The 21877-nt window shown below is 60.1% G+C and carries 19 protein-coding genes; 4 read left to right on the top strand and 15 right to left on the bottom strand.

The window, feature by feature from the left end; translation table 11 throughout:
- Nucleotides 1–121: 121 nt before the first annotated feature.
- From virB11 to GRI43_RS00870, 9 genes are all read right to left on the bottom strand, one after another.
- Entirely contained in the window at nucleotides 122–1132 is a 1011-nt protein-coding gene (virB11, locus tag GRI43_RS00910; protein ID WP_160729244.1) for a P-type DNA transfer ATPase VirB11, read from the bottom strand.
- Nucleotides 1133–1151: 19 nt separating this feature from the next.
- Nucleotides 1152–2270, bottom strand: coding sequence for a TrbI/VirB10 family protein (locus tag GRI43_RS00905; protein ID WP_235903552.1), 1119 nt, complete (start codon nucleotides 2268–2270; stop codon nucleotides 1152–1154).
- The gene (locus GRI43_RS00900; protein WP_160729243.1) at nucleotides 2270–3043 is read right to left on the bottom strand and encodes a TrbG/VirB9 family P-type conjugative transfer protein; all 774 of its coding nucleotides are present in this window, start codon (nucleotides 3041–3043) and stop codon (nucleotides 2270–2272) included. The genes GRI43_RS00905 and GRI43_RS00900 overlap by 1 nt, the downstream gene beginning before the upstream one ends.
- Nucleotides 3040–4236, bottom strand: a complete 1197-nt coding sequence (locus tag GRI43_RS00895; protein ID WP_160729242.1) for a TrbL/VirB6 family protein — start codon at nucleotides 4234–4236, stop codon at nucleotides 3040–3042. Before GRI43_RS00895 ends, GRI43_RS00900 begins: the two co-directional genes overlap by 4 nt.
- Nucleotides 4233–6674 carry a VirB4 family type IV secretion/conjugal transfer ATPase gene (locus GRI43_RS00890; RefSeq protein ID WP_160729241.1) on the bottom strand — a complete coding sequence of 814 codons (2442 nt, stop codon included), beginning with the start codon at nucleotides 6672–6674 and terminating at the stop codon, nucleotides 4233–4235. Before GRI43_RS00890 ends, GRI43_RS00895 begins: the two co-directional genes overlap by 4 nt.
- 33 nt (nucleotides 6675–6707) lie before the next feature.
- Nucleotides 6708–6992, bottom strand: coding sequence for a VirB3 family type IV secretion system protein (locus tag GRI43_RS00885; protein WP_160729240.1), 285 nt, complete (start codon nucleotides 6990–6992; stop codon nucleotides 6708–6710).
- Between the two features lie 6 nt (nucleotides 6993–6998).
- Nucleotides 6999–7298, bottom strand: a complete 300-nt coding sequence (locus GRI43_RS00880; protein ID WP_160729239.1) for a TrbC/VirB2 family type IV secretion system protein — start codon at nucleotides 7296–7298, stop codon at nucleotides 6999–7001.
- Nucleotides 7299–7931: a lytic transglycosylase domain-containing protein gene (locus tag GRI43_RS00875; protein ID WP_235903551.1), complete on the bottom strand. Its 633-nt coding sequence runs from the start codon at nucleotides 7929–7931 to the stop codon at nucleotides 7299–7301.
- A 168-nt stretch (nucleotides 7932–8099) separates the two neighbouring features.
- Nucleotides 8100–8471, bottom strand: coding sequence for a hypothetical protein (locus GRI43_RS00870; protein ID WP_160729238.1), 372 nt, complete (start codon nucleotides 8469–8471; stop codon nucleotides 8100–8102).
- Nucleotides 8472–8772: 301 nt separating this feature from the next.
- On the opposite strand from GRI43_RS00870, the gene GRI43_RS00865 reads away from it, so the two are divergent.
- Both GRI43_RS00865 and GRI43_RS00860 read left to right on the top strand, forming a co-directional pair.
- Nucleotides 8773–10356, top strand: coding sequence for a hypothetical protein (locus GRI43_RS00865; RefSeq protein ID WP_160729237.1), 1584 nt, complete (start codon nucleotides 8773–8775; stop codon nucleotides 10354–10356).
- A gap of 110 nt (nucleotides 10357–10466) precedes the next feature.
- Nucleotides 10467–13151 carry a TonB-dependent receptor domain-containing protein gene (locus GRI43_RS00860; RefSeq protein ID WP_160729236.1) on the top strand — a complete coding sequence of 895 codons (2685 nt, stop codon included), beginning with the start codon at nucleotides 10467–10469 and terminating at the stop codon, nucleotides 13149–13151.
- 116 nt (nucleotides 13152–13267) lie between these two features.
- Here GRI43_RS00860 and GRI43_RS00855 read toward each other — a convergent pair whose 3' ends face one another.
- A complete protein-coding gene (locus tag GRI43_RS00855) occupies nucleotides 13268–13939 on the bottom strand; it encodes a response regulator transcription factor (protein WP_338089990.1) in 672 nt (223 codons plus the stop codon).
- A 150-nt stretch (nucleotides 13940–14089) separates the two neighbouring features.
- Nucleotides 14090–14617, bottom strand: coding sequence for a flavin reductase family protein (locus tag GRI43_RS00850; protein WP_160729235.1), 528 nt, complete (start codon nucleotides 14615–14617; stop codon nucleotides 14090–14092).
- Between the two features lie 168 nt (nucleotides 14618–14785).
- On the opposite strand from GRI43_RS00850, the gene ribB reads away from it, so the two are divergent.
- Nucleotides 14786–16081 carry a 3,4-dihydroxy-2-butanone-4-phosphate synthase gene (ribB, locus tag GRI43_RS00845; protein WP_160729234.1) on the top strand — a complete coding sequence of 432 codons (1296 nt, stop codon included), beginning with the start codon at nucleotides 14786–14788 and terminating at the stop codon, nucleotides 16079–16081.
- A gap of 54 nt (nucleotides 16082–16135) precedes the next feature.
- On the opposite strand, the gene GRI43_RS00840 is transcribed toward ribB, so the two are convergent.
- Both GRI43_RS00840 and GRI43_RS00835 read right to left on the bottom strand, forming a co-directional pair.
- On the bottom strand, nucleotides 16136–16924 hold the full coding sequence (locus tag GRI43_RS00840) for a FadR/GntR family transcriptional regulator (protein WP_160729233.1): 789 nt from the start codon (nucleotides 16922–16924) through the stop codon (nucleotides 16136–16138).
- Nucleotides 16925–16947: 23 nt separating this feature from the next.
- On the bottom strand, nucleotides 16948–18111 hold the full coding sequence (locus tag GRI43_RS00835) for an acyl-CoA dehydrogenase family protein (protein WP_160729232.1): 1164 nt from the start codon (nucleotides 18109–18111) through the stop codon (nucleotides 16948–16950).
- A gap of 103 nt (nucleotides 18112–18214) precedes the next feature.
- On the opposite strand from GRI43_RS00835, the gene GRI43_RS00830 reads away from it, so the two are divergent.
- Entirely contained in the window at nucleotides 18215–19090 is an 876-nt protein-coding gene (locus GRI43_RS00830) for an alpha/beta fold hydrolase (protein ID WP_160729231.1), read from the top strand.
- 480 nt (nucleotides 19091–19570) lie between these two features.
- Here the strand turns inward: GRI43_RS00830 and GRI43_RS00825 are convergent, their stop codons facing one another.
- Both GRI43_RS00825 and GRI43_RS00820 read right to left on the bottom strand, forming a co-directional pair.
- A complete protein-coding gene (locus GRI43_RS00825) occupies nucleotides 19571–20713 on the bottom strand; it encodes an acyl-CoA dehydrogenase family protein (protein ID WP_160729230.1) in 1143 nt (380 codons plus the stop codon).
- A gap of 13 nt (nucleotides 20714–20726) precedes the next feature.
- The gene (locus GRI43_RS00820) at nucleotides 20727–21875 is read right to left on the bottom strand and encodes a CoA transferase (protein WP_160729229.1); all 1149 of its coding nucleotides are present in this window, start codon (nucleotides 21873–21875) and stop codon (nucleotides 20727–20729) included.
- Between the last annotated feature and the right edge of the window lie 2 nt (nucleotides 21876–21877).

Here is a 21877-nt window from a genome sequence, read left to right as displayed (position 1 = left end):
GCTCTGCGCCGGAATGGTAAGGTCGGAATGATCGATCACGCGATTGATGGGGCTTGATCCTTATGTAAATCTGCAAGCGTCCCGTGACATAAACCTGTCACAGGTCCGCGTCACGCGCATTTCACACCAGGGTATGGCTTTCAGCAATCTGGGTAATCCCGCGCTTGCCATTTGCATCGCGGCCAAGCTGCACGATGACATCGATGACCGACGCCGCATAGGCGATGGTGTCAGTCCGCGTCAGTCCGATACCGGTCTGCATGACCATCAATGACAATTGTTCGAGCGCGCCGCGCAAACTGTTCGCATGGATGGTCGAAAAACTGCCCGGATGACCGGTGTTAATCGCTCTCAGGAAACTGACGCTTTCCGCGCCGCGCAGCTCGCCCAGCACGATCCGGTCCGGCCGCAGCCTCAAAGCCGCCTGCAACAATTCGTTCGCAGTGACCTTTGCCTCGCCCAGCTCACCTTTCACGGCAACGAGGCCAACACCGTTTTCGCCCGGCAGTTTCAGTTCCGGCGTGTCTTCCACCAGCACAACCCGTTCATGCCCGGGTATTTCACCCAGCATCGCATTGAGGAAGGTCGTTTTACCGGTCGACGTGCCACCTGAAATCAGGATCGTGCGGCGCTGCCTGATCGCCTCACGCAGAAAATCGACAGGCTGTTGCTGCGGATCGGGCATTTCGGCTTCTGCCGGATCGGCGAGCGGGCCGGAATCGTAAGCGTCAAGCGGCAGATCTAGCCGCCGATGCCGCCTGATTGCCATGGTCCAGTGTTCGCGTGCTGCGGGCGGGCCGCAGAATTGCACACGCGCGCCGTCGGGCAGTGTCGCACCCAGCAAGGGGTGTTCGCGGTTGATCCCCTGATGGCTGACCCGTGCGACTTGTTCAGCAAGACGCTGGATCAAGCGGTCGTCTATTTCCGGCACATCCAGCTTCTGCATCCCCGGTGAAGCGGCATCTTCGATCCATACCTCGCCCGGCCGGTTGACCATGATTTCGGTCACAGTGTCTTTTTGCAGCCATCTGCGAAACGGCTCCAGATAGGCGGCAAGATAGACACTGCGTTCGGCGTTCACATCGCCTTGCGGTGTGCCGTCAGGCTGGAGCGGGTGGATATCGGCAGACATGGCTGGTGCTCTACCCCGCTCAGTTGACCTGAGAGAAATCCAGATCGCGGGCGGTAAATACCCGGATCGGTTCGCCCATACGCACGCGGATGGTGGGGCCGATCTGGCTATCCTGCTGCGCTGCGGCGGCAGCCGCCTGACCGCCCCCGCCAAGAACAACTGACGCGCCGCCCGTGCCGATAGCCGACAGGCCGCCAACGACTGACAAAAGCATTGCCGAACCGAAGCGCTGGAAGAAGTTTGAATTGACCTTGCCGGCAAGGCCCGTGGTCCCGTCGAAACCGACTGCCGGTGACTGAATGTTCACCGATGCCCCATCAGGCCGGATGAGCCGGGTCCAGATGACATAGGCGCGTTTTTGCCCATTCTGCAGACCCGACTGATATTGCCCGATCAGGCGCGAACTGCGCGGGACCAGCACTTTTGTACCGTCGAAGCTTCTGACATCCTGGCTTACCACTGCGCGGACATAGCCGGGCACATTGGTATCGATTGCGGTTTCCAGGATCGCCGGGATCAGGGTCCCTTGCGTCACGGTGGTTTGCGGATTGGTCATCGCGGTGGCCTGTGCCGGACCGCCGCCGACACCGCCGACCCGGCTGGCGAAATCATTGGCCGATCCGCCGCCCGGCACTGCGCCGCTTTCTGCTGCAGCAACCGCCGCTCCGCTGACAACGCCAACCGGCGCACCGCTGGTATCGTAAACCACGGTCGGTGTGGCATAAGGATTGGCTGCCGGCGCAGTGTTGGTGACTGGCTGATTTGCATAGACCGGCGCAGGTGCCGGATCGGCACGGCGCGGCACGGATTGAACGGTTTGTGGTGCAGCCACCGCAGGTTGAGTGGCCGCGCCAGGCTGGACCGGCTGCGGTGCCGGCTGCTGTCCGCCCACACCTTCGGGCGGTGCAACGCGCGCCGAATTCATGCCCCACAGAGTGACCGCACCGAGCCCTGCGACCAGCAAGACACCAGCGGCCAGGCCCAATCCGTCAGATGTGCCTTTGCGCTGGGTTACGGCAGGATAGGAATTGCGGCTGGCAAGGTCGATGATTTCTGCCGTTTCACCGTCGCGCGGATCGAAATTCTGCGCTGCGGTGTCAGCACCCTTTTTACCTGGAAGGCTCATCGCGAGGCGCATCAGTTATTCTCCCCAGTTCTGCGGGCATCCGAGGCCGCAAGGGCCGGACGCACAGGGCCGATATTTGTCAGGACGGCGCTATCCTTGCCAGACCGCAAGATGATCTCGCGCGGGACACCGTCGACAACAATTGTCTCGCCGCGAACGGCAAAATTGACCGGACCCTCGGTTCCCTTTGCGTCCTTGATCAGGATCGCAGGAACCGGCTCGCCCGATTTCCATGTCAGGAAGGTCGCGTTCCCATCATCGTACGTTTGCGCAGGAAGCAAGGCAGGGTCACCTTCGCGGGTCCAGTCGAAATTCAGTGCCGATGGATCGACCACCGCATAGGGATCGCTCGCAGCAGCCAGTTCCATTTCGTTTACCGCGCCAACAGGCGCAGCCTCTGGCTCCGGTTCTTCCGGATAGATGAAGCGCAGCACGTAAAGCGGCTTTGCCCGGGGGCTTGCTACCAGATCGAACAGGTAAGTGTGCCGATCGGTGATGACCGTCAGATTGGTCGTCGCTGTCGGGCTGAGCGGCTTGATAAACAGCAGGTTCGCGCGCTTGTTCGGGGTCACCTGCCATGCCTGGGAGTCGCCAATCGCGACATTCTCGATCCGCTCTGCAGGGTCGAACGCGATAGTCGCCTGGACCTTGGTCTGGCCTTCAATGCGGACCACCTGAGCCGGATCGTACAGCCGTTCAACCAGACGCGGATCGTCAGCCAAGGCTGGTGAAGACAGCATCGCCGCCATCAGCAGGATAGGCGCAGGGGTAAGCGCGCGGATCATTTCAATTTCTCCGAAGTCCGGTTCTTTGCAGGGCGAAAGCGGTTGCCGATACCGCGCGTTCGCGACGTGCCAGAGCTAAGCGGCTGGATCTGACCGCTGCCTGAAGATGTGGCAAACACCTTGGTTGTACGGTTGGTGGCCGCCGAAGCCAGGCCAGACGCGTCGTTCGCCGCCGGTGAAGGTGTCACGCCCGAAACGGAGATACGGCGTGGCGGGTTCGACATGCCCGCAGCCTGCGCAGTCGACATCGGCGCATTTCCTGTCGATGCCGGAGGCGTGGAGTGCGCGGTATCCACCGCTGCATTTGCCGTCTCGCTACCGGGGACAAGCCCGAAGACTTTCCAGCCCGAAACCATAGTTGCCGATACCTTCAGCACCATAATCATCAGTGCAGCATGGACTGCGCCGATCAGGAAGAACGCCATTGCCGATCGGGGGTCGATCTGGCCCGGAACCTGCGTAAGCGATGACAGGATCGGAACTGCAAGTTCCAGCATGACCCCGCCGCCAAGAACCGCGAAAAGCGGTGTCAGCGCGAGCATGACCAGCCCCTTGAGCCAGCCCGTGAACAGACCGCGGGTCCCATTGAACAGCGCCATCACGACAAAGATCGGCCCCAGCGCAACAAGGATCGCAAGCGCGATACGCGACGTAACCAGAACTCCTACCGTTCCAAGCAGGAACAGCAACGCGCCGAGCCACAAAATACCTTGCGGGGAAAATGCGGTAATCTCTCCGGCGCCCTGCGCGCCCTGCCCGCCAGCCGCCTCTGTTGCCTGCTGAACGGCCAGAAACACGATGTCGAGCTTGTCAGCAAATGTCGTTGTGGCAGAGCCATCGTTCCCGGTGAGAACGCTGGCGATGTAATCCGGGGCGGCCACAGTCAGGTTCCACACCACCGTCTGATAGGCGAACCAGCTGGTAGCGAACGTCATCACCAGACCCAGTGTAATCATCCGCGGAACGAGCGATCTTACGCTGAGGTTGGAACGGCCCAGCAGCAGCGCGATGGCGAAAAACGCGATGAACAGCGCGAGCAGGATCGTGAGCACGGATCCCATGGCGCCGCCGGGGGCGAACAGCCGCCCGAATGCAGCCGCGCTAACTTCGGATGCGGTGCAATCCACCGCGCGCAGCGCGGCAGCGACGCCGGAACCGACATCTTCCATCAAGGCGTCGCATTGCGTGCTCATTCAGCGGCCTGCCAGACGGGGAAATTCCCGTCATCGCCTTCGCCGCCGCTGCCCGGCCAGGCATGGCCAGTGAGCGCCGGATACCATTCGGACGGCTCATCACCGACTGCTTCGCGCAGCAGGTCGAGCCTGCGCACCGAAGATTCGCGCCCGGACAGCATGGTCAGCACTTCCGGCGCGTTGCCGAGGTCGAGCCGCACGACGACCGATGCATCAGGCTGACGAACGAGGAAGCACCGGCTGTGGGCCGGCAACGAACGGATCAAGGCCAGTTCGTGATCGGTCAGGCCGAAACCGTCGCAGTAATCTTCTGCTCGTGCGCGCGAATTGGGCATGAACACCATCGTCGCGGTCTGTTCGACCAAAGCAGTCGCAATCTTGCTGTCCAGCGCATCGCGGGCCGACTGGGTCGCAAAGCCAACCAAGGCGTTGCGTTTGCGCAGCGTTTTCAGCCAGTCGCGGATGCGCGCGGCAAACACTTCGTCGTCCAGCGCCTTCCACCCTTCATCGATCAGGATCATGGTCGGATGACCGTCCAGCCGTTCCTCGATCCGGTGGAACAGGTACATCATCGTCGGCGTGCGCAGCTTCGGATTTTCGAGCAGCGCGGTCATGTCGAAACCAAGCACTCGCTGGTCGAGATCGAGCCGGTCCTTGTCGTTGTCAAACAGCCAGCCATGTTCCCCGCCGTCTCCGGTGGAAGAACCGATCCACGCACTCAGCCGGTCGGCAAGGTCCCCTGGCTGCGGGCGGCGCGATCCGGCCAGCAATTCCTTGAAATGGCGCAGCCGGCGCAGCGATGGCTGGTTGGAATATGTGGCATCGACAGCCGTGCTGATAGTAGCCAGTTCTTCCGGCCCTTCTGCATTTAGCAAGACGCCGAGCCAGTCGCGAAGGAATGCCCTGTTTGTCGGGGTGTCCGGCAGTGCAAGCGGATTGAAGCCGGTCGGATCACCCGCATTGATCCGGTCATACCGCCCGCCAATGCCGCGAACGAACAGTTCCGCACCGCGATCCTTGTCAAACAAGATGGTGCGCGGGGCGAATTTCTGGGCCTGCGCAGCGAGGAAATTCATCACCACGGTCTTGCCCGAGCCACTCGGCCCGATGACCGAGAAATTGCCCAGATCGCCGTGATGGAAATTGAAGAAGAACGGGGTTGCGCTGGTCGTCTCCAGCAGCGTGACTGCATCGCCCCAGTGATTGTCCGCAGCCTGCCCCAGAGCAAACCCGTGCAGCGAACCGAAACTGGCCATGTTCGCGCTGGAGATCATTGCACGGCGAACGATATATTGCTCGTTCCCCGGGAACTGGGCCCAGAATGCAGGCTCCAAATTGGTATCCTCGCGCACCGCGATTGCCCCGGTATCTGCCAGCGCAGCAGCGCAGGCAGCGGTCGCATCGTCGAGCCGGGAGAGATTCTTCTCACGCACCAGCACGCTCAAATGATGGTCGCCAAAACTCACCGATCCGGTTCCCAACTCGTCCCGCGCGGCGATCATGTCTGCCCGTTCCGCCGCCGCATCTTCATCGGCTGAGCGCAAGCGGCGGATCGAAAGGTCCATCCTTTCGCGCGCCGTCTGCCGCTCTGAAGGAGCATAGCTTTCCGTTACGATCATTTCGTATGGCAGCCGCAGCAACCCGTCGAGCAGACCTGGCGATGTCGCGTCGGGGTAATCTTTCAGGCTCAGAATAGCGCTGAAATCGGGATCACCGGAACCGCGCAATTCCATCGCGTCGAGGCCGAAGCTGGCCCGGCGATAAGGCAACATCTGGCCGATATCGGTCGCCGCATCCGGTTGGCGCACGGGCCGCATCTCGCCATTGTAGAGAGCGCTGAGCAATTCGAGCAGCTCGTTATTGCGGCCGCCACTTGTACCTTCATATTCATCGAGGATCTGCGCGCCGTATGAACCGAGCGAGGCAACCAGCCCCGTCGCAGCAGCTTTCAGGCTGCGAATATCCTTGGGATCGGCCTCGATCTCTTTCTGGCCCTTGCGGTTCCACATCTTTGCCAGCCGCTCGGCGAGGCCCGCCTTGCCCCGCGCAGGACGGCGGATCAGGGTGATGAACTGGTCGTTGATGAACAGCGAGCCGTGACCCAACCGTTCTTTCCAGCGCTTGTCGATATGGGCCGAAAGCGGATCTTCGAAATCGGCGTCCAGTTCAACTTCGACCCGGCGGCGGACCACGTGGTGATACATCACGAACCGCGCATCGAGTGTCGAGCGCAGCATGACTTCCCGCGTTGCCGCATGGGCATTCAGCGCATCGCTATCTTCGGTTTCGAACAACAGGCCGGGCACCTGGATCGCAGTCATCACCGATCCATCGCGTAGCAGCATGGTGCCCGCGTCAAGCAAGCGGGCATAGGGCAGCCGGTCGCCAGCGCGGGCTTCCTTCGCGCTCCAGGCTGCAGCTCCGATCCACTTGCTCATTGTTACAGGCCCTCCTTCAGGCCGGCGCACCAACTACGGGGCGTAGCTGTTGCAGCCCCAACGCTTCCAGTTTCTGACTCGCGGACATTTGCTGACCTTGGTGATCCACAGGTCAAAAATGCGCGGTTCCCTGAGACAGGCGAAATATCCGATCGTGTGCATGATGACCGGCACCGGGATGATCCAGAAACTTTTCAGGATCAGGAATGCCTCCGCCGTGACCAGCATATTGAGGATGAAGAAATTCATCGTCACCCCGGCAAACATCTGCGGCCGGGTCAGCGCTCTGTGCACGGGGTGGCGGACGAGTTCGGTCATTGCAGCCTAGCCGGCGGCTCCCTGAATACCGGCGACGATGGTGCTCGCGCCGAACAGGATGAACAAGCCGATGATTACAGTCGCGCCGAAACGCCAGTTCATGCGCCCGGTCAACATCATGAAACCGACAGCCGCAACCGCCATCACCGCAATCGCAGTGGCAACATTGCCCAGCAAGGTGCCCTGCAGCCAGCCGAGCGCCGCAACGATCGGGCCCGACCCCTGCGGGTCGGCTGCCTGCTGGGCAAATGCCGCGCTTGGCATCACGGCAAACAGGGCAAGGGAAAGACGGGAAATCAGGTGCATTTAATTACTACTCCGGGAATGGTTCGACAGACGGCCGATGATGGCCGCCACATATTCTTGGGTTTCACGAATGCGCGGGATACCACCCGCCCGCTCGACCCGGCCGGGGCCGGCGTTGTAGGCCGCCAGCGCTTTTTCCAGATCGCCGTCAAACCGGTCGAGTTGTTCGCGTAAATAGCGTGCGCCGCCTTCGAGATTTGCGAAAGGATCATCGGGGTTTACGCCCAGTTCGCGGGCAGTGCTGGGCATCAATTGCGCCAGTCCGCGCGCACCAGCGGGGGATACCGCATTGGTGCGCCAGCGGCTTTCCTGCCACACGACCGCCTCCAGCAATGCAGGGCTCAGGTCAAAACGGCGGGCAAGTTCATGGACGGCCGCGTTGAATTCCGGCGGGATGGCCCGGGCGTGCAGAGCCGGATCGGCAACCGCATTCATGGGCACATGGAAATCAGCGCCAAGAACGGTCAGATCGTCCGATTGAACAGCGGTGTCGGCAGCGCGCAGCATGACCTGCTCACCGGTTACCCAGCGAGCGCCCTCTTCACCCACTTCCATCACGTCGGCGGATGCCGGAACGCTGATTGCAGCGAACGCCAGCGGTATCAAAATCCGACCTGTCCAATTGAGAATCATCAATAACTCCGTCCCAACCCCATGGGCACGATACATGACACTGCGGTGACAGCAAATCGAACAACATGACCATTGGCACTGAAACGAAGCGGGTCCGGCCAGCAACGCCGACCGAACCCGATAAAGTATGCCGTCCGCGAAAGACGGATCAGGCTTAGTATACAGGGCCTAGCGTGAAGCGACCCTGGCCGCCGAACCCAACTGCCCGCTATCGAGCATTGCAATCGCCTTCAGCGCAAGACGGCGCGAATCCACCCAGTCGCCGGAGGCCGTTTCCAGTTGGTATCGTGCGCCGCTGTGTACTGCCAGATCGAGCAACTCGCGCGCCTCGTCGGTGCGCCCCTCGCGTGCATAAGCGACTGCCAGATTGATCAGCCGCGCCGGATCGTCGCGATCAAGCGCGGCATTGCTTTCAATGCGCACGATCGCCTCGGAATTCCGGGCCGCTGAAAGTTCGTCGAACGCGACATCGACCGATTGGTCGGCGCTGGCCGGTGCCTGCAGCAGAGACAATGCGGCAACTGCAATTGTGAGCGACATTTCCACTCTCCTCTTCCTCAAGTGAGTGAAAAATGCAGTCGGCCCTCAAAAACTGCAACAAAAATGAGACAATGTCACTGAACTGTAATATTTGCCCGCCGCGATTGGATCGCTTGGCAAATAACAAGCGGCGAAAACGCGTTTTCCCCTGTCATATTTGTCGCATTAGTGACTGAATTCAGTCGCTTTCTTCAAACTGAAATCATGCAAGAAAACTGTCACGCAGCGGTCGTAGCGGGCGAGTCGCGACAACGCACCTGACACTTCTGATTCTCGGAAAACACTTGAGGGGACCACGCCCGTGACTAATCTTCAACGTTCATTTGTTCTTGGCTGTAGCGCACTTGCTCTTGCGAGCTGCGGCGCAGACGAAATCGCCTCGCCCGGCACTGGCGGAAATATCACCATCAACAATCCGGCAGCGCCAACACCGACCCCGACCACCACTCCGACAACGACGACCACGGCTGCTGCCGATTGTCCGTTCATCGCCGATCCGCAGGGCCTTACAGACCGCGGCACGATCAGCGGCCCGACCGGATCGTATCGCCTGTGCCAACTGCCAGCCCGCTTCAATCGCAGCTCGCAGCTGGCCTTCACTCCGGCTGACGCAGCTGTGCTTTACCTGATTGATGGTCAGGTCGACGTCGGCACCGATGGCGGCCCTGCTGCGGACGCATCGGACGGTCTTTCAGACACCAACATCGTTCTTACGATCGATCCGGGCGTGACGCTGGTCGGCCTCGACGCATCCTATCTCAACGTCAATCGCGGCAACCAGATTCAGGCAAACGGCACCGCCGCGCGCCCGATCATCTTCACCAGCCAGCAGAACGTTCGCGGTGAAAACACCGACACGTCTTCGGGCGACTGGGGCGGGCTGATCCTGAATGGCCGTGCGCCGATCACCGACTGCCTCTCAAACACCGCCGTTCCCGGCAGTGTCGATTGCGAACGCGAGGTCGAGGGTACGACCACACCGCCGCGCTATGGCGGCAACGATGCAAGCGACAGTTCGGGCAGCGTGTCCTTCGTCCAGTTGCGGTACTCCGGAACAGTGCTTTCCAACGGTGACGAGCTTCAGGCGCTGACCACGGGCGGCGTCGGATCGGGCACCACCTTCAACAACATCATGTCGTTCAACAGCGCGGATGACGGCGTCGAATTCTTTGGCGGCCGCGTGAACATCAAGGGCCTCGTGGTCGTCGGCGCAGAAGACGATTCGATCGACACCGACACCGGCGTGAAGGCGAATCTGCAATATGTGGTCGCTGCCCAGCGTGCGGACGTAGGCGATACTATCATCGAGGCGGATTCCTCGAACACTCTCGAAGAAAGCACCCCGCGCCAGAACACGCAAATTTCGAACGCTACCTTCATCCAGCGCAAGAATGACGATCAGGTTGTCCGCATCCGCGGCCGGGCCGATTACACGCTAGCCAACACCATCATCGTCGATGGTTCGTCAAACGGCACGGCCTGCCTGCGCGTCGATACTGCCGAAACCCTCAGCCGTGCAGCTGACGGGTCAATCGACGAAGCCGGTCCGGTCCGCTTCGAATCGGTCGCGCTCGATTGTGCCACCGCCTTCCGTGACGGCAGCGGCACTACGGCAGCCGGTGTCCAGGCACAATTCGATGCCGGTTCGAACAACAACGCAGCCTTCACCAACACGCTTTCGATGACGTACATCAACGGCGCGAACGAAGATGGACTGGTTGCTTTCGACCCGACTGCACTGTCGAGCTTCTTCGACAATGCCGGTTTCGTTGGCGCGGCTCAGGCGGGCGACACCCGATTCCAGGGTTGGACCTGCGATTCATCGACCATCGCGTTCGGCAGCAACACCGGCGCTTGCAGCTCGCTGCCGGTCTACACTTCGTAAGTACAAACCGATTGAGGTCCGGCCCCATCTGCGGGCCGGACCTCTTCTCGTATTTCAAGGGCACATGGCCCGAACCAATTTTGACCTTTGAACATGAAGGGTTCTTCGAAATGACAAAAAGCAAGCAGTTGGCGGGACTGCTCCTGCTCACTTCCGCGCTGGTATTTCCAGCCGCGGCGATGGCACAAGACACAGGGTTGCAGGACGCCGAGACAGCAGATGAAACCACTCTGGCTGACACGGCAGCGCCGCAAGAACCCGAGGATGAATTCGAAGAACCCGACATTTCCATCCCGGGCGGTGAAATCATCGTTACCGGCCGCCGTACCCGCGACGTGGCCCGCAGCTCGGCACAGGTTGTGTCGGTGCTGTCGGCAGAAGAAATCGCCCGAACTGGCGAAGGCGATATCGCGGGTGCGCTTGGCCGTGTTACCGGCCTGTCGGTGGTCGGAAACGGCAACGTGTATGTCCGCGGCCTGGGTGACCGGTATTCGCTGGCCTTGCTCAACGGCTTGCCGCTGCCTTCGCCGCAACCGCTCAGCCGCGTCGTCCCGCTGGACATTTTCCCGACCAATGTCGTTGCGTCTTCCCTGGTCCAGAAAACATATTCCGCAAACTTCCCCGGTGAATTCGGCGGCGGCGTGATCAATTTGACAACGCGCGCCGTGCCCGAAGAAAGCTTCGTAAAATTCAGCGCCGGGATCAGCGGCGACACCGAAACAACCTTCAGCAACGGGCTCGATTGTTACGGTTCCGATTATGACTGGTCCGGATTCGATGACGGCACACGCGATGTCCCTCCTGCGCTGCAAAACTTCTTCGACAGCGGGCTGCGCATCGGCGACCCGGCGATCGACCAGCAGGAAATCGTCAAGCAGCTGGGCAATCCAAACCTCGTTCTGGTCCAGAAAATTGGCAGCATTCGCCCCAATTTCTCCGGCGGCGTAACCGCGGGCACGGCATTTGACGTGGGCGCAGACGGCCGCCTTGGCATTATCGGCACCGCTTCACTCAGCAACAAGCTGCGCACCAAGGTGATCACCTCGCAGAATCCCTACACGCAGGATCTGCAACTGGATCGGGATTCGCGCAATTTCGTGACCGACAACCGGATTCTCGCCAACGCGATGCTCGGTTTCGGTCTGGAGCTGGGGGAACACAAGTTCCGCTGGACCAATTTGTTCATCCGCGACACGCTGAAACAGGCCAGCCTCGGCTTTGGTGAATTGCTGCTCGATGGTGACAGCCTGATCACGCAGAACACCGGCTGGTATGAACGCCAGCTTTTCGACACGCAGATCGTATCCGAGCTGGAGTTTGGCGATCTGTCGATCGACCTGCGCGGCGGCTATGCGCAGACGCAGCGCAAGGCTCCGTATGAGTATGAATTCGTCTACGTCCGCACGAACCAGGACAATCAGGATACCGGCGACATCCATATCAACGTGCTGGACCGCCAGCGCGGCAGCGCCTCGGTTGCATTCTCCGAACTGACCGAAGACCTTTATTACGGCGGTATCGATGTCAGCTACCCGCTCACCGATTGGCTTTCGGCCACGGCCGGCTATGCCTACACCGACACCAGCCGGTTTTCGGAGCGGCGCCAGTTCCTGATCGACGGGGACAACATTCCCCCCGGCGTTGGCGCGCTGCGTCCAGATCTCTTGCTTGGCGATGCGGTGATCGAATATTACAATATCGGCCTCAGCGAACCGACGCAGACCGACCCTGCGTTTCAGGCCGATCTTCAAATTCAGGCGGCCTATGCAAAGGCCAACATCGTCCCTCTATTCGGCGTCAGCCTCGATGTGGGCGTCCGTTACGAAGATGCGAAACAGACCGTTGCGACTGTCCAGCGGTTCGACCAGCCGTTCGTTTCGCTGGCCAACACCGCGCTAAACAACGATTATTTCCTGCCCGGCGGCACGCTGACGTGGGAAATCAGCGACACGTTGCAGGTCCGCGCGAGTGCATCGAAAACAATCGCCCGGCCGCAGTTCCGCGAGCTGATTTTCCAGCCTTACACCGATCCCGACAACCAGCGTCAGTATATCGGCAACCCGGCCCTGACCGACACCCGGCTGACCAATGCGGAAGCGCGGGTCGAATATTATTTCGACCGCGGCAGCCGCATCTCGGTCGCCGGCTTCTACAAGGATCTGGAAAGCCCGATCGAACCGTATGTCTCGATTGGCGCGGACACCAGCTTCACCACCCGGTTCGCCAATGCGCCGGGCGCGCAGCTTTACGGCGCAGAGGTAGAGTTTCAGCTGACCAAGGGGCTGTATGACTGGGGCGGCTGGTTCGATTCAAAGCAGATCGTTCTGGTTACCAACTACACCTACACCCAGTCCGAACTGAATGTGGATGCTGGCGATACGACGCGTATCTTTACTGCAGGTGTCGGCGCGATCGACAGCGATGCAGACCTGTTCTTCAACGACGGTGATCCGCTGACCGGCCAGTCGGACCATCTGGTCAACATGCAGCTGAGCCTGGAGGATGAAGATATCCTGCAGCAGTTCACGGTCCTAGTGAATTATGCAAGCGAGCGGGTCACCCGCCGCGGCACCGCAGGCCTGCCGGACATTGTCGAGGACCCAGGTTTCACGCTCGATTTTGTCGCACGCCAGCAATTGAAATTGTTCAAGCAGCCGCTCGAGCTGAAATTCGAAGCGCGAAACATTTTTGGGCGCGGCAACTTTGAATACCAGTCGACCGGCAGCGAGCGGATCGAAATCAATTCCTACGACGTGGGCACAAGCTTCAGCTTCTCGGTTTCGGCCGAATTCTAATCCTGCGAGGCTGAAACTAGGGGCCCGGCATTTCGGTGCCGGGCCCCTTTTTTGTTTGCGATGATCGTACGGAGGGCAGGGCCAAACCCGCATAAGGGCGCACCAGCTCTGCCCGTTCAATTGCTGTCGAAGACGTAGCCTAGCGAGCGGATCGTGCGCAGCGGATTACCGGCACCGGCGGACTTGAGCGCGCGGCGAAGACGGCCGATCCATACATCCACGGTCCGTTCGTCAACTGGTGGTTCTTGCTTGCCCAGGCCGGAAATCAGTTCTTCCCGCGACAGCACTCTGTCGGGATTTTCCGCGAAGAACCGCAACAGGCGAAACTCATTTGGCCGCAGTTCAATCGGTGTGCCCGCCCATGTCGAACGCAGCGCGGCCATGTCGATCGTCAATTGCCCGATCGCAAACAATTGCGCCGGGTGCCTTTGTTTATGCGATTGCAGGGCCATTACCCGGTCGAGAACAATCGTCCGGTCAAGAGGCCCGACGATGTAATCATCGGCACCCGCCCTCAAGGCACGGCGGCGATCTTCCTGATCGTCATTGTCGAGAACCATGGTGATATGCGCGTCGGCACAGCGGCTGTCCGCCCTGAGACGGCGGCATAGCTCCAGACCGGCGAGGTCATCCATGACCCATTCGACGAACACCCACATGGGGCCATCGACCAATTGCCTTGGGCCGTCCGGACCGATCCGGCCAAACACGAAACGGGTCGTATCATGCTCGAAATCTTCCAGCGTCTCGCCCAATTGGTCGGTCAGGAATATGCTGATCACATCCACGGTTGCCGTTCCCCTTCGGGAAACGGAATGCCTCGGCTGTATGACGCTCTGGTGACAAGATTGCCGCTAAATCCGGAAACAGCGGTTTCGCTGCAAGTTCTGAGCTTGCAGCTGTTCACCGCAGGCAGTTGACCCCTGCCTCTGGCGGCTTCAATCCAGCGAGCCGAAGCGGGCAAAGCCGCCTTCCATCCAACCCAGCGGGTCGGGTGTGTCGCCCTGATTGCTACGCACGTCGTAAACATTGCCAACAAACAGTTCGTGCGTCCCGTGGATCAGCGTGGTGCGCACTTCACAAAACAGGTTAGCCATCGCCGCAGGCAGGAAAGGAATCTGGTCGGAATATTCCCAGTCCGCCATGCTGAAACGTTCTTCGCGCTTCTGAAAATTGGAAAACGGTTCCACCAGCGCCGTCTGGTCGGTGCCCAGCAAGTTTATACAGAAGCGGCCCTGCCCTTCGATAGCGGCATGGCAGCGCGCATCACGGTTGACCGCAATCAGCATGGAAGGCGGGTCCATCGACACGGGGATTACTGCGGATGCGGCCATTCCGGCAGGCTTGCCGGTCTCCTTGTCATGGGTGGCCACGATGGAAACCGGACCCGGCAAACGCCGCATCGCCTGACGCAGGCCTGCCGAAAGGTCGTTTTGCGGGCTGGAATTGCCGTCTTGGTTACTCATCGAGTTTTACTCTTGATAGGTTGGAAGACCCCGAAGATCACACCAATGTTGACTAAAGCGTTGCTGCGAAACGCACAACCGGCAAAAAATATCCGCATTTCGCGCCGCTCTCACATTATAATGTGATACCGGCCTTGCCAAATCACATCGCCCTGCTAGATAAGCGGCATGACCGATCTTACAAGCCAATCCGTCCAAGAGAAAATCCGCGCCATTGTCGATTCGGGCAAAATGTCCCGCGCCGGAATTGCGCGCGCAGCCGGCCTTCATGCCAATTCGCTGCGCGACTGCACCGAAGGCAGCTGGAACCCGACTGCCGATACACTCGGCAAGCTGGAAGCATTCCTCAAGGCGAATGACGACCGGCCAGTGCTCGCCAGCATCGAGGAGATTATCGATGAAGCGCGCAATGGCCGGATGTATATTCTTGTCGACGACGAAGATCGCGAAAACGAAGGTGATCTGATCATTCCAGCGCAGATGGCGACACCTGCGGCGGTCAATTTCATGGCGACCCACGGACGCGGACTGATCTGCCTGTCGATGACCAAGGCGCGCAGCGATGAACTGCAACTCGAACCGATGAGCCGGAATAACCGGGAATCGATGCAGACGGCCTTCACCACCAGCATCGAGGCCCGCGAAGGGGTGACGACCGGGATCAGTGCAGGCGACCGCGCCCGCACGGTCAGCGTCGCAATCGACAGTTCCAAAGGGGCCGACGATATCGTGACCCCGGGCCATGTCTTCCCGCTGGTCGCGCGTGATGGTGGCGTGCTGGTTCGCGCTGGCCATACCGAGGCCGCAGTCGATATCTCGCGCCTTGCTGGGCTGAACCCGTCCGGCGTCATCTGCGAGATCATGAATGAAGACGGCACGATGGCGCGGATGGATGATCTGATCCAGTTCGCGCGCGAGCACGACATGAAAATCGGTACGATCCGCGACCTGATCGCCTACCGTCTGCGCCACGACCATCTGGCCGAAGTGCGCGCAGAAGCCCGCTTCACCAGCCGTTGGGGCGGCGATTGGACTGCCGTTGCATTCTACAACAAGGCAACCAAGACTGAACAGATTGTGCTGCGCAAGGGCCATGTCGATCCCGACAAGCCAACGCTGGTGCGGATGCACGCGCTCGATATGTTCAACGACATCTTCGGCATGGATTGCAGCGGTGACCGCATTCTGGCCAAATCGATGGAAATCATCGGCCAGGAAGGCGCCGGAATGATCGTGATGATCCCGCGCGCAAGCGGCGGCTTCATCGCCGACCAGGTTCGCAAGCTGAAAGGCGAGCCGTCTGAACCGATGGACGCGCTGCGCGATTACGGCGTCGGGGCGCAAATCCTGAACGAACTCGGCGTGCACGAAATGGAATTGCTGACCAATTCGGACCGTTCGCTCGTCGCGCTCGACGGATACGGCGTTTCCATTATCGGCAAGCGCCCTATCGACACCGACTAGGCGCGATCTGGCCGCGAGAGACTACCCGCGCCGCCCAAAGGCAGCAGCGGGCGATCAGCCAGCCAGAACTTCGCGCAAGGTGCGATCGCTACCCCATATCTTGTTGGTATTGTTGAGATGCAGCGTCCAGTGCTTCTCTGCTGCTTCGACATCGCCTGCTTCGATCAGATCGATCAGCTTGACGATCGACTTGACCCCTTTTTCGCGGCTACGCTTGCGCTCTGCCTCTTCCGAAGCGGTCGTTACGAAGCGTTTCTGATATTGGGCAATCACGTCTTCCAGCACGCGGGTCAGGAAATGCAGCGTCGCATTGCCGCCGACCTCCATCAACACGCTGTGAAAACGGGCAGACCCGATCATGTAATCGCGTTCGTTGTCGCTTTCGTCGAACCCCGCGAGGCGCGCGGCTTCTTCGCGCAGGCGGGCGATTGAGGCAGGCGCAGGATTCGATGCGAGCTTTCGCACGACATACGGCTCCAGCCCCAGACGCGCCTCGTAAATGTCGGCCACCTTCACCCCGCTCGCCTGCAGGTAATAGCTGGCATAGCGCGACACGCTTTCCACCTTGGGCAGGCTAACGCGCGCGCCGGACCGCGACCCGCGCTTGACGGTGATCAAACGCTCAGCCTCCAGAATACGGAACGCTTCGCGCAGCGAAGGCCGCGAGATGCCGAACTGTTCCATCAATTGCGCTTCGGGAGGCAGAGTGTCGCCTTCCGACAATTCACCCTGAATGATCCGCAGGCGGATTGAATTGGCAACCAGCTCGGCCGTCTTGGGCACGCGGAATGATGCGCCGGAAACGGCGGTTTCGTGCATGTCTGTCTGGCCGAGCTCGTTCATATTATGCGCTAATCTGCCTTGCGTTACAGCGACCGGGCGATGACCATTTTCATCACCTCGTTGGAGCCGCCGAAGATCCGCGCGATCCGCGTGTCACGATACATACGCGCGATCGGATAGTCATTGATGTAGCCCGCGCCGCCGTGGAACTGGAGGCACTTGTCCACGACTTCGCTCTGCAATTCGGTGACCCAGTACTTGGCCATGCAAGCGGTCGGCACGTCCAGCTCGCCCTTCAGGTGCTTGGCGATGCAATCATTGACGAAAATACGCGCTGCCGTTCCGCGCGCGGCAAGGTCCGCCAGGGTGAACTGCGTGTTCTGGAAATCCCAGATCGTCTGGCCAAAAGCCTTGCGGTCTTTCACGAATTCCAGCGTCACTTCGAGAGCCTTCTCGATCCCGGTCATGGCGCCCATGGCGATAATCAGCCGTTCCTGCGGCAATTCGCCCATCAACTGGTAGAAACCCTTGCCCTCTACCCCGCCGAGAACATTGTCGCCGGGGATGAACACATCGTCGAAGAACAATTCGGAGGTATCAGCCGCATCGAGACCGATCTTGTCGAGCTTCTTGCCGCGCTGGAACCCTTCCGCGCCCTCTGTCTCCAGGAGCATCAGGGAGATACCCTTGGCGCGCTCATTGGGGTCGGTCTTTGCCACGACGATGATGAAATCGGCGGTCTGGCCGTTAGAGATATATGTCTTGGCACCGTTCAGGCGGTAACCATTCCCGTCCTTCAGCGCGGTGGTGGTGATGCTTTGCAGGTCGGAACCCACGCCCGGTTCGGTCATGGCAATCGCGCTGACCAGTTCGCCGGTGACCAGTTTGGGCAGGTATTTCTTCTTCTGCTCCTCTGTCCCGTGGCGCACCAGATAGGGCAGGATGATGGTGTTGTGCAGGCTGGCGGCGAAACCTTCTACACCGTGTTTCGCCTGCTGATCAATCACCACCATGTCATGCCGGAAATCGCCGCCGTGGCCGCCATATTCCTCCGGCACCGACACGCCCAGCAGACCGGCCCCGCCCGCTTCGTTCCAGAATTCGCGTTCCACCTGACCGGCATCGCGCCATTGGAGGATCCGTTTCTCGGGCGCGTGCTGCTGATAGAATTTGCCAACCGCATCGGCGAAGATCGAGATTTCCTCGTCTTCCATGAATTCGGGCTGGGACACATTGATTGCTGGCATGATCGAAACCTCTCACTGGAATCTGTCTGTAGCGTTCTTGTATCACTTAGTTAGCTATGTGCAATGCTTGCATGAATCGCAACTTCGCATCAAAGCAAGCCGCATGGAACTGATCGGACCGACATCGCAAACCTACATCTCTCAGCGCACCCGGTTGCATTATGCCGACTGGGGAAATCAGGACGCGCCGCCGCTGATCCTGCTGCATGGCGGGCGCGACCATTGCCGCAGTTGGGACTGGGCGGCAGAGGAATTGCGCCATGACTGGCACGTCATCTGCCCAGACCTGCGCGGCCATGGCGACAGCGAATGGAACAACACCGGCTATTACCCGATGCTGGGCTATGTCTATGACCTGACCCAGTTGATTCATCAGCTGGAACTGGCACCGGTCACGATCGTGGCGCATTCGATGGGCGGCAATATTTCGATCCGCTATGCCGGGCTGTATCCGGGCAATGTGCGCAAACTTGTCGCGATCGAAGGGCTGGGTCCCAGCCCGAAAAGAATGAAGGAACTGGCCGAGACCCCGTATGACGGGCATCTGCGCAATTGGTTCGATGCAAAGCGCGATGCAAGCTCGCGCCTGCCGAAACGGTACGACACGTTCCAAACCGCGCTCGACCGGATGCACGAAGCGAACAGCTATCTCTCGCGCGAGCAGGCCGAACACCTGACCCGCCACGCCGTGATACGTAACGAAGACGGCACTTTCAGCTGGAAATTCGATCCGCATCTGCATGCGTGGCCGCCGGAGAATGTCGAGGATAGATCTGTCGAGCAGCTATGGGCGCAGATCACCTGCCCGACGCTGATGATTTACGGCAATGACAGCTGGGCATCCAACCCGGTCAAGGATGGCCGGATCAAGCATTTTGGCGACAATGTATCGGTCAGCGACTACGACCGCGCCGGGCACTGGGTCCACCACGACCGGTTCGATGATTTCATGGCCGAAATTAAGGCGTTTATCGGGTGAAGATCGATCCCCCTGCAACCAAGACAGAAGATCGCTGGATCAGATAGATATTCTCGGCAGGGGGAACGGGCGTCTCGGATTGCCAAATGGTAGCGGACTAGCGGTAGAGGTTAGGCAAGTTTTCGGTTCCAGCTGCGCGCCGCATCGGCGGTGCTGGTCCAGAGACACCATCAATAACACCCAGACAAACAGCACGAACGCCCCGCAAAGTGCGGCTCCGAGCACCCATCGGAGCCCCGTCTTCTGACGTGCCGTCCACCAAAAGACGGCGACCACTGCGAACACGCCAGAAATGGCGGTCGCATGACCAAGTTTGGCGGGAAAGTCTTCGACCAAGACCCACAAAGGCAGAAATGAGGCCAGCAAAAGCACGGCTGCGATAATAGAGGAAACGCTCTTGGACATCGCCACCCTTCGCTCTCTTCCCTCCAACCCTATGCCCCAGGCTTAAACCAATCACTGCGGAAAAGAGTGTGCCGTTCAAATCCCCCGGCTGATCACTTCCTTCATGATTTCGTTCGTGCCGCCGAAAATGCGCGTAACGCGGGCGTCGCGCCACAGGCGGGCGATGGGGTATTCGTTCATATAGCCCGCGCCGCCATGCAGTTGCAGCGCCTCGTCGCAGATGCGGTTTTGCAAATCGGTGTGCCACAGCTTGGCGGCGCTTGCTTCCTCTGTAGTCAGTTCGCCGGCCATGTGCTTTTTCAGCGCCCAGTCGATATGCGCCCAGCCAACCTGCAGTTCGGTCTGCATCTGCGCGAGACTGAATTTGGTATTCTGGAATTCGAACACGGTCTTGCCGAACGCTTTGCGCTCTTTCACGAACTTGACCGCCTCGTCGAACGCGCGCTGCGCACCGGCCTGACAGCCGATGGCGATGGACAGTCGTTCCTGCGGCAATTCTTCCATCAGATGGATGAAGCCGCGACCTTCCTGCCCCAGCATATTGGTTTTTGGCACGCGCACATCGTTGAAGAACAGCTCTGACGTATCGGCCGAATGCTGGCCGATCTTGTCGAGATTGCGCCCTCGCTCGAAGCCGGGTGTATCAGCATCGACCAGGATCAGGCTGGTGCCTTTTGCGCCCATGGTCGGGTCGGTCTTGGCCACCACGATCACCACATCGGCATGCTGGCCGTTGGTGATGTAGGTTTTCGATCCGTTGACGATCAGATGGTTGCCGTCTTCCTTGGCGGTCGTGCGAATACCCTGCAGGTCGCTGCCCGCGCCCGGTTCCGTCATGGCGATAGCGGTGATGATGTCGCCGCTGATCATGCCGGGCAGATATTTTGCCTTCTGCTCATCACTGCCGAGCCGCTCAAAATAATTGACCGTGATGTCGTTCTGCAGCGTGAAGCCGGCGGACGATCCGAGATAGGACAGTTCCTCCGCAATCACTGCGTTGTAACCGAAATCGAGGCCCAGACCGCCGTTTTCCTCCGACACAGTCGGGCACAGCATCCCCGCCTCGCCCAGCGCCTTCCATGCAGAACGCGGGACGATGCCGTCTTCCTCATGCTGATCCAGATAGGGTTCCATATGTTCGGCAAACACCTTGCGCACGGTGTCGCGGAACATGTTCTGATCATCATTGTAAGCGGTGCGGTTGGTCAGGTCGAGCATGTGCAGTGTTCCTTCAGGCAACCGTACCGGCATCGCGTAGTGCGGCCCGGTCGGTGTCGTTCATTCCCAGCGATTCCAGGATCGCATCGGTATCGTCGCCCGGCAGCGGAGCCGGTGCGGGGGTGGCTGTTTGCGTCCCACTGTAACGCGGTGCGGGCGCTGGCTGTTTGTCTCCGGCAATCTCTATGAAGGTTCCGCGCGCAACATTATGCGGGTGCTCTTTTGCCTCGCTCATGGTTAGCACTGGCGCATAGCAAACGTCCGTATGCTCCATCAGCGCGTTCCATTCGTCGCGGGACTTGCTTTTGAACAGCGCGGTCAGCTTGTCCTTCAACGGCCCCCAGGCGGCGCGGTCGTGCTGCGCATCGAAATCGGCGTCGTCCTCCAGCCCGGCAAGGCGGCGCAGCTCTGCATAGAATTGCGGTTCGATGCTGCCGATGGAAATGAACTTTCCGTCAGCGGTTTCATAAGTGTCGTAAAAATGCGCGCCCGTATCGAGCATATTCGCGCCCAGTTCTTCCGACCAGACACCCATATTGCGCATACCGTGGATCATACCCATCAGCGCTGCGGTGCCGTCGGTCATGGCGCAGTCGATGACCTGGCCTTCTCCGCCCCGTGCTACGCTCAACAGTGCGGAACTCATCCCGAACGCCAGCATCATGCCGCCGCCGCCAAAATCGCCGACCATATTGATCGGCGGGGTCGGTTTTTCGCCCTTGCGGCCATAATGCGCCAGCGCCCCGGCGAGCGCGATGTAATTGATATCGTGCCCAGCGGCGTGCGAATACGGGCCAGTCTGGCCCCAGCCGGTCATGCGGCCATAAACCAGCTTGGGATTGTCCTTCAGCAATTCGTCGGGCCCAAGGCCGAGACGTTCCATCACGCCCGGACGGAACCCTTCGATCAAGCCGTCGGCACTGGCACACAATTTCCGCGCAAGCGCCACGCCCTCTGCCGTTTTCAGGTTGATCGCGATGCTCTTGCGTCCGCGAGCGAGGACGTCTTTCGTGCTGAGCGGGGTGGAGCCGCCGCGGCTGCCGGATGCGCGGTCGATGCGGATCACCTCCGCCCCGTGGTCAGCCAGCATCATGCCGCAAAACGGGCCGGGACCGATCCCGGCGAATTCAACGATGCGAATTCCTGCTAATGGACCGGCCACGG

Source organism: Pontixanthobacter luteolus, from assembly GCF_009828095.1.
Taxonomy (GTDB): domain Bacteria; phylum Pseudomonadota; class Alphaproteobacteria; order Sphingomonadales; family Sphingomonadaceae; genus Pontixanthobacter; species Pontixanthobacter luteolus.
This window is presented reverse-complemented; position numbering and strand designations above follow the sequence as displayed.

Excerpts from the sequence above, each read along its gene's own strand:
- GRI43_RS00835 (WP_160729232.1), bottom strand. The coding sequence starts at position 18,111 with ATGCCAGCAATCAATGTGTCCCAGCCCGAATTCATGGAAGACGAGGAA.
- GRI43_RS00875 (WP_235903551.1), bottom strand. The coding sequence starts at position 7,931 with ATGATTCTCAATTGGACAGGTCGGATTTTGATACCGCTGGCGTTCGCT.
- GRI43_RS00870 (WP_160729238.1), bottom strand. The coding sequence starts at position 8,471 with ATGTCGCTCACAATTGCAGTTGCCGCATTGTCTCTGCTGCAGGCACCG.
- GRI43_RS00850 (WP_160729235.1), bottom strand. The coding sequence starts at position 14,617 with ATGAGTAACCAAGACGGCAATTCCAGCCCGCAAAACGACCTTTCGGCA.
- GRI43_RS00905 (WP_235903552.1), bottom strand. The coding sequence starts at position 2,270 with ATGCGCCTCGCGATGAGCCTTCCAGGTAAAAAGGGTGCTGACACCGCA.
- GRI43_RS00825 (WP_160729230.1), bottom strand. The coding sequence starts at position 20,713 with ATGCTCGACCTGACCAACCGCACCGCTTACAATGATGATCAGAACATG.
- GRI43_RS00880 (WP_160729239.1), bottom strand. The coding sequence starts at position 7,298 with ATGCACCTGATTTCCCGTCTTTCCCTTGCCCTGTTTGCCGTGATGCCA.
- GRI43_RS00860 (WP_160729236.1), top strand. The coding sequence starts at position 10,467 with ATGACAAAAAGCAAGCAGTTGGCGGGACTGCTCCTGCTCACTTCCGCG.
- GRI43_RS00890 (WP_160729241.1), bottom strand. The coding sequence starts at position 6,674 with ATGAGCAAGTGGATCGGAGCTGCAGCCTGGAGCGCGAAGGAAGCCCGC.
- GRI43_RS00830 (WP_160729231.1), top strand. The coding sequence starts at position 18,215 with ATGGAACTGATCGGACCGACATCGCAAACCTACATCTCTCAGCGCACC.
- GRI43_RS00840 (WP_160729233.1), bottom strand. The coding sequence starts at position 16,924 with ATGAACGAGCTCGGCCAGACAGACATGCACGAAACCGCCGTTTCCGGC.
- virB11 (WP_160729244.1), bottom strand. The coding sequence starts at position 1,132 with ATGTCTGCCGATATCCACCCGCTCCAGCCTGACGGCACACCGCAAGGC.
- GRI43_RS00895 (WP_160729242.1), bottom strand. The coding sequence starts at position 4,236 with ATGAGCACGCAATGCGACGCCTTGATGGAAGATGTCGGTTCCGGCGTC.
- ribB (WP_160729234.1), top strand. The coding sequence starts at position 14,786 with ATGACCGATCTTACAAGCCAATCCGTCCAAGAGAAAATCCGCGCCATT.
- GRI43_RS00885 (WP_160729240.1), bottom strand. The coding sequence starts at position 6,992 with ATGACCGAACTCGTCCGCCACCCCGTGCACAGAGCGCTGACCCGGCCG.
- GRI43_RS00900 (WP_160729243.1), bottom strand. The coding sequence starts at position 3,043 with ATGATCCGCGCGCTTACCCCTGCGCCTATCCTGCTGATGGCGGCGATG.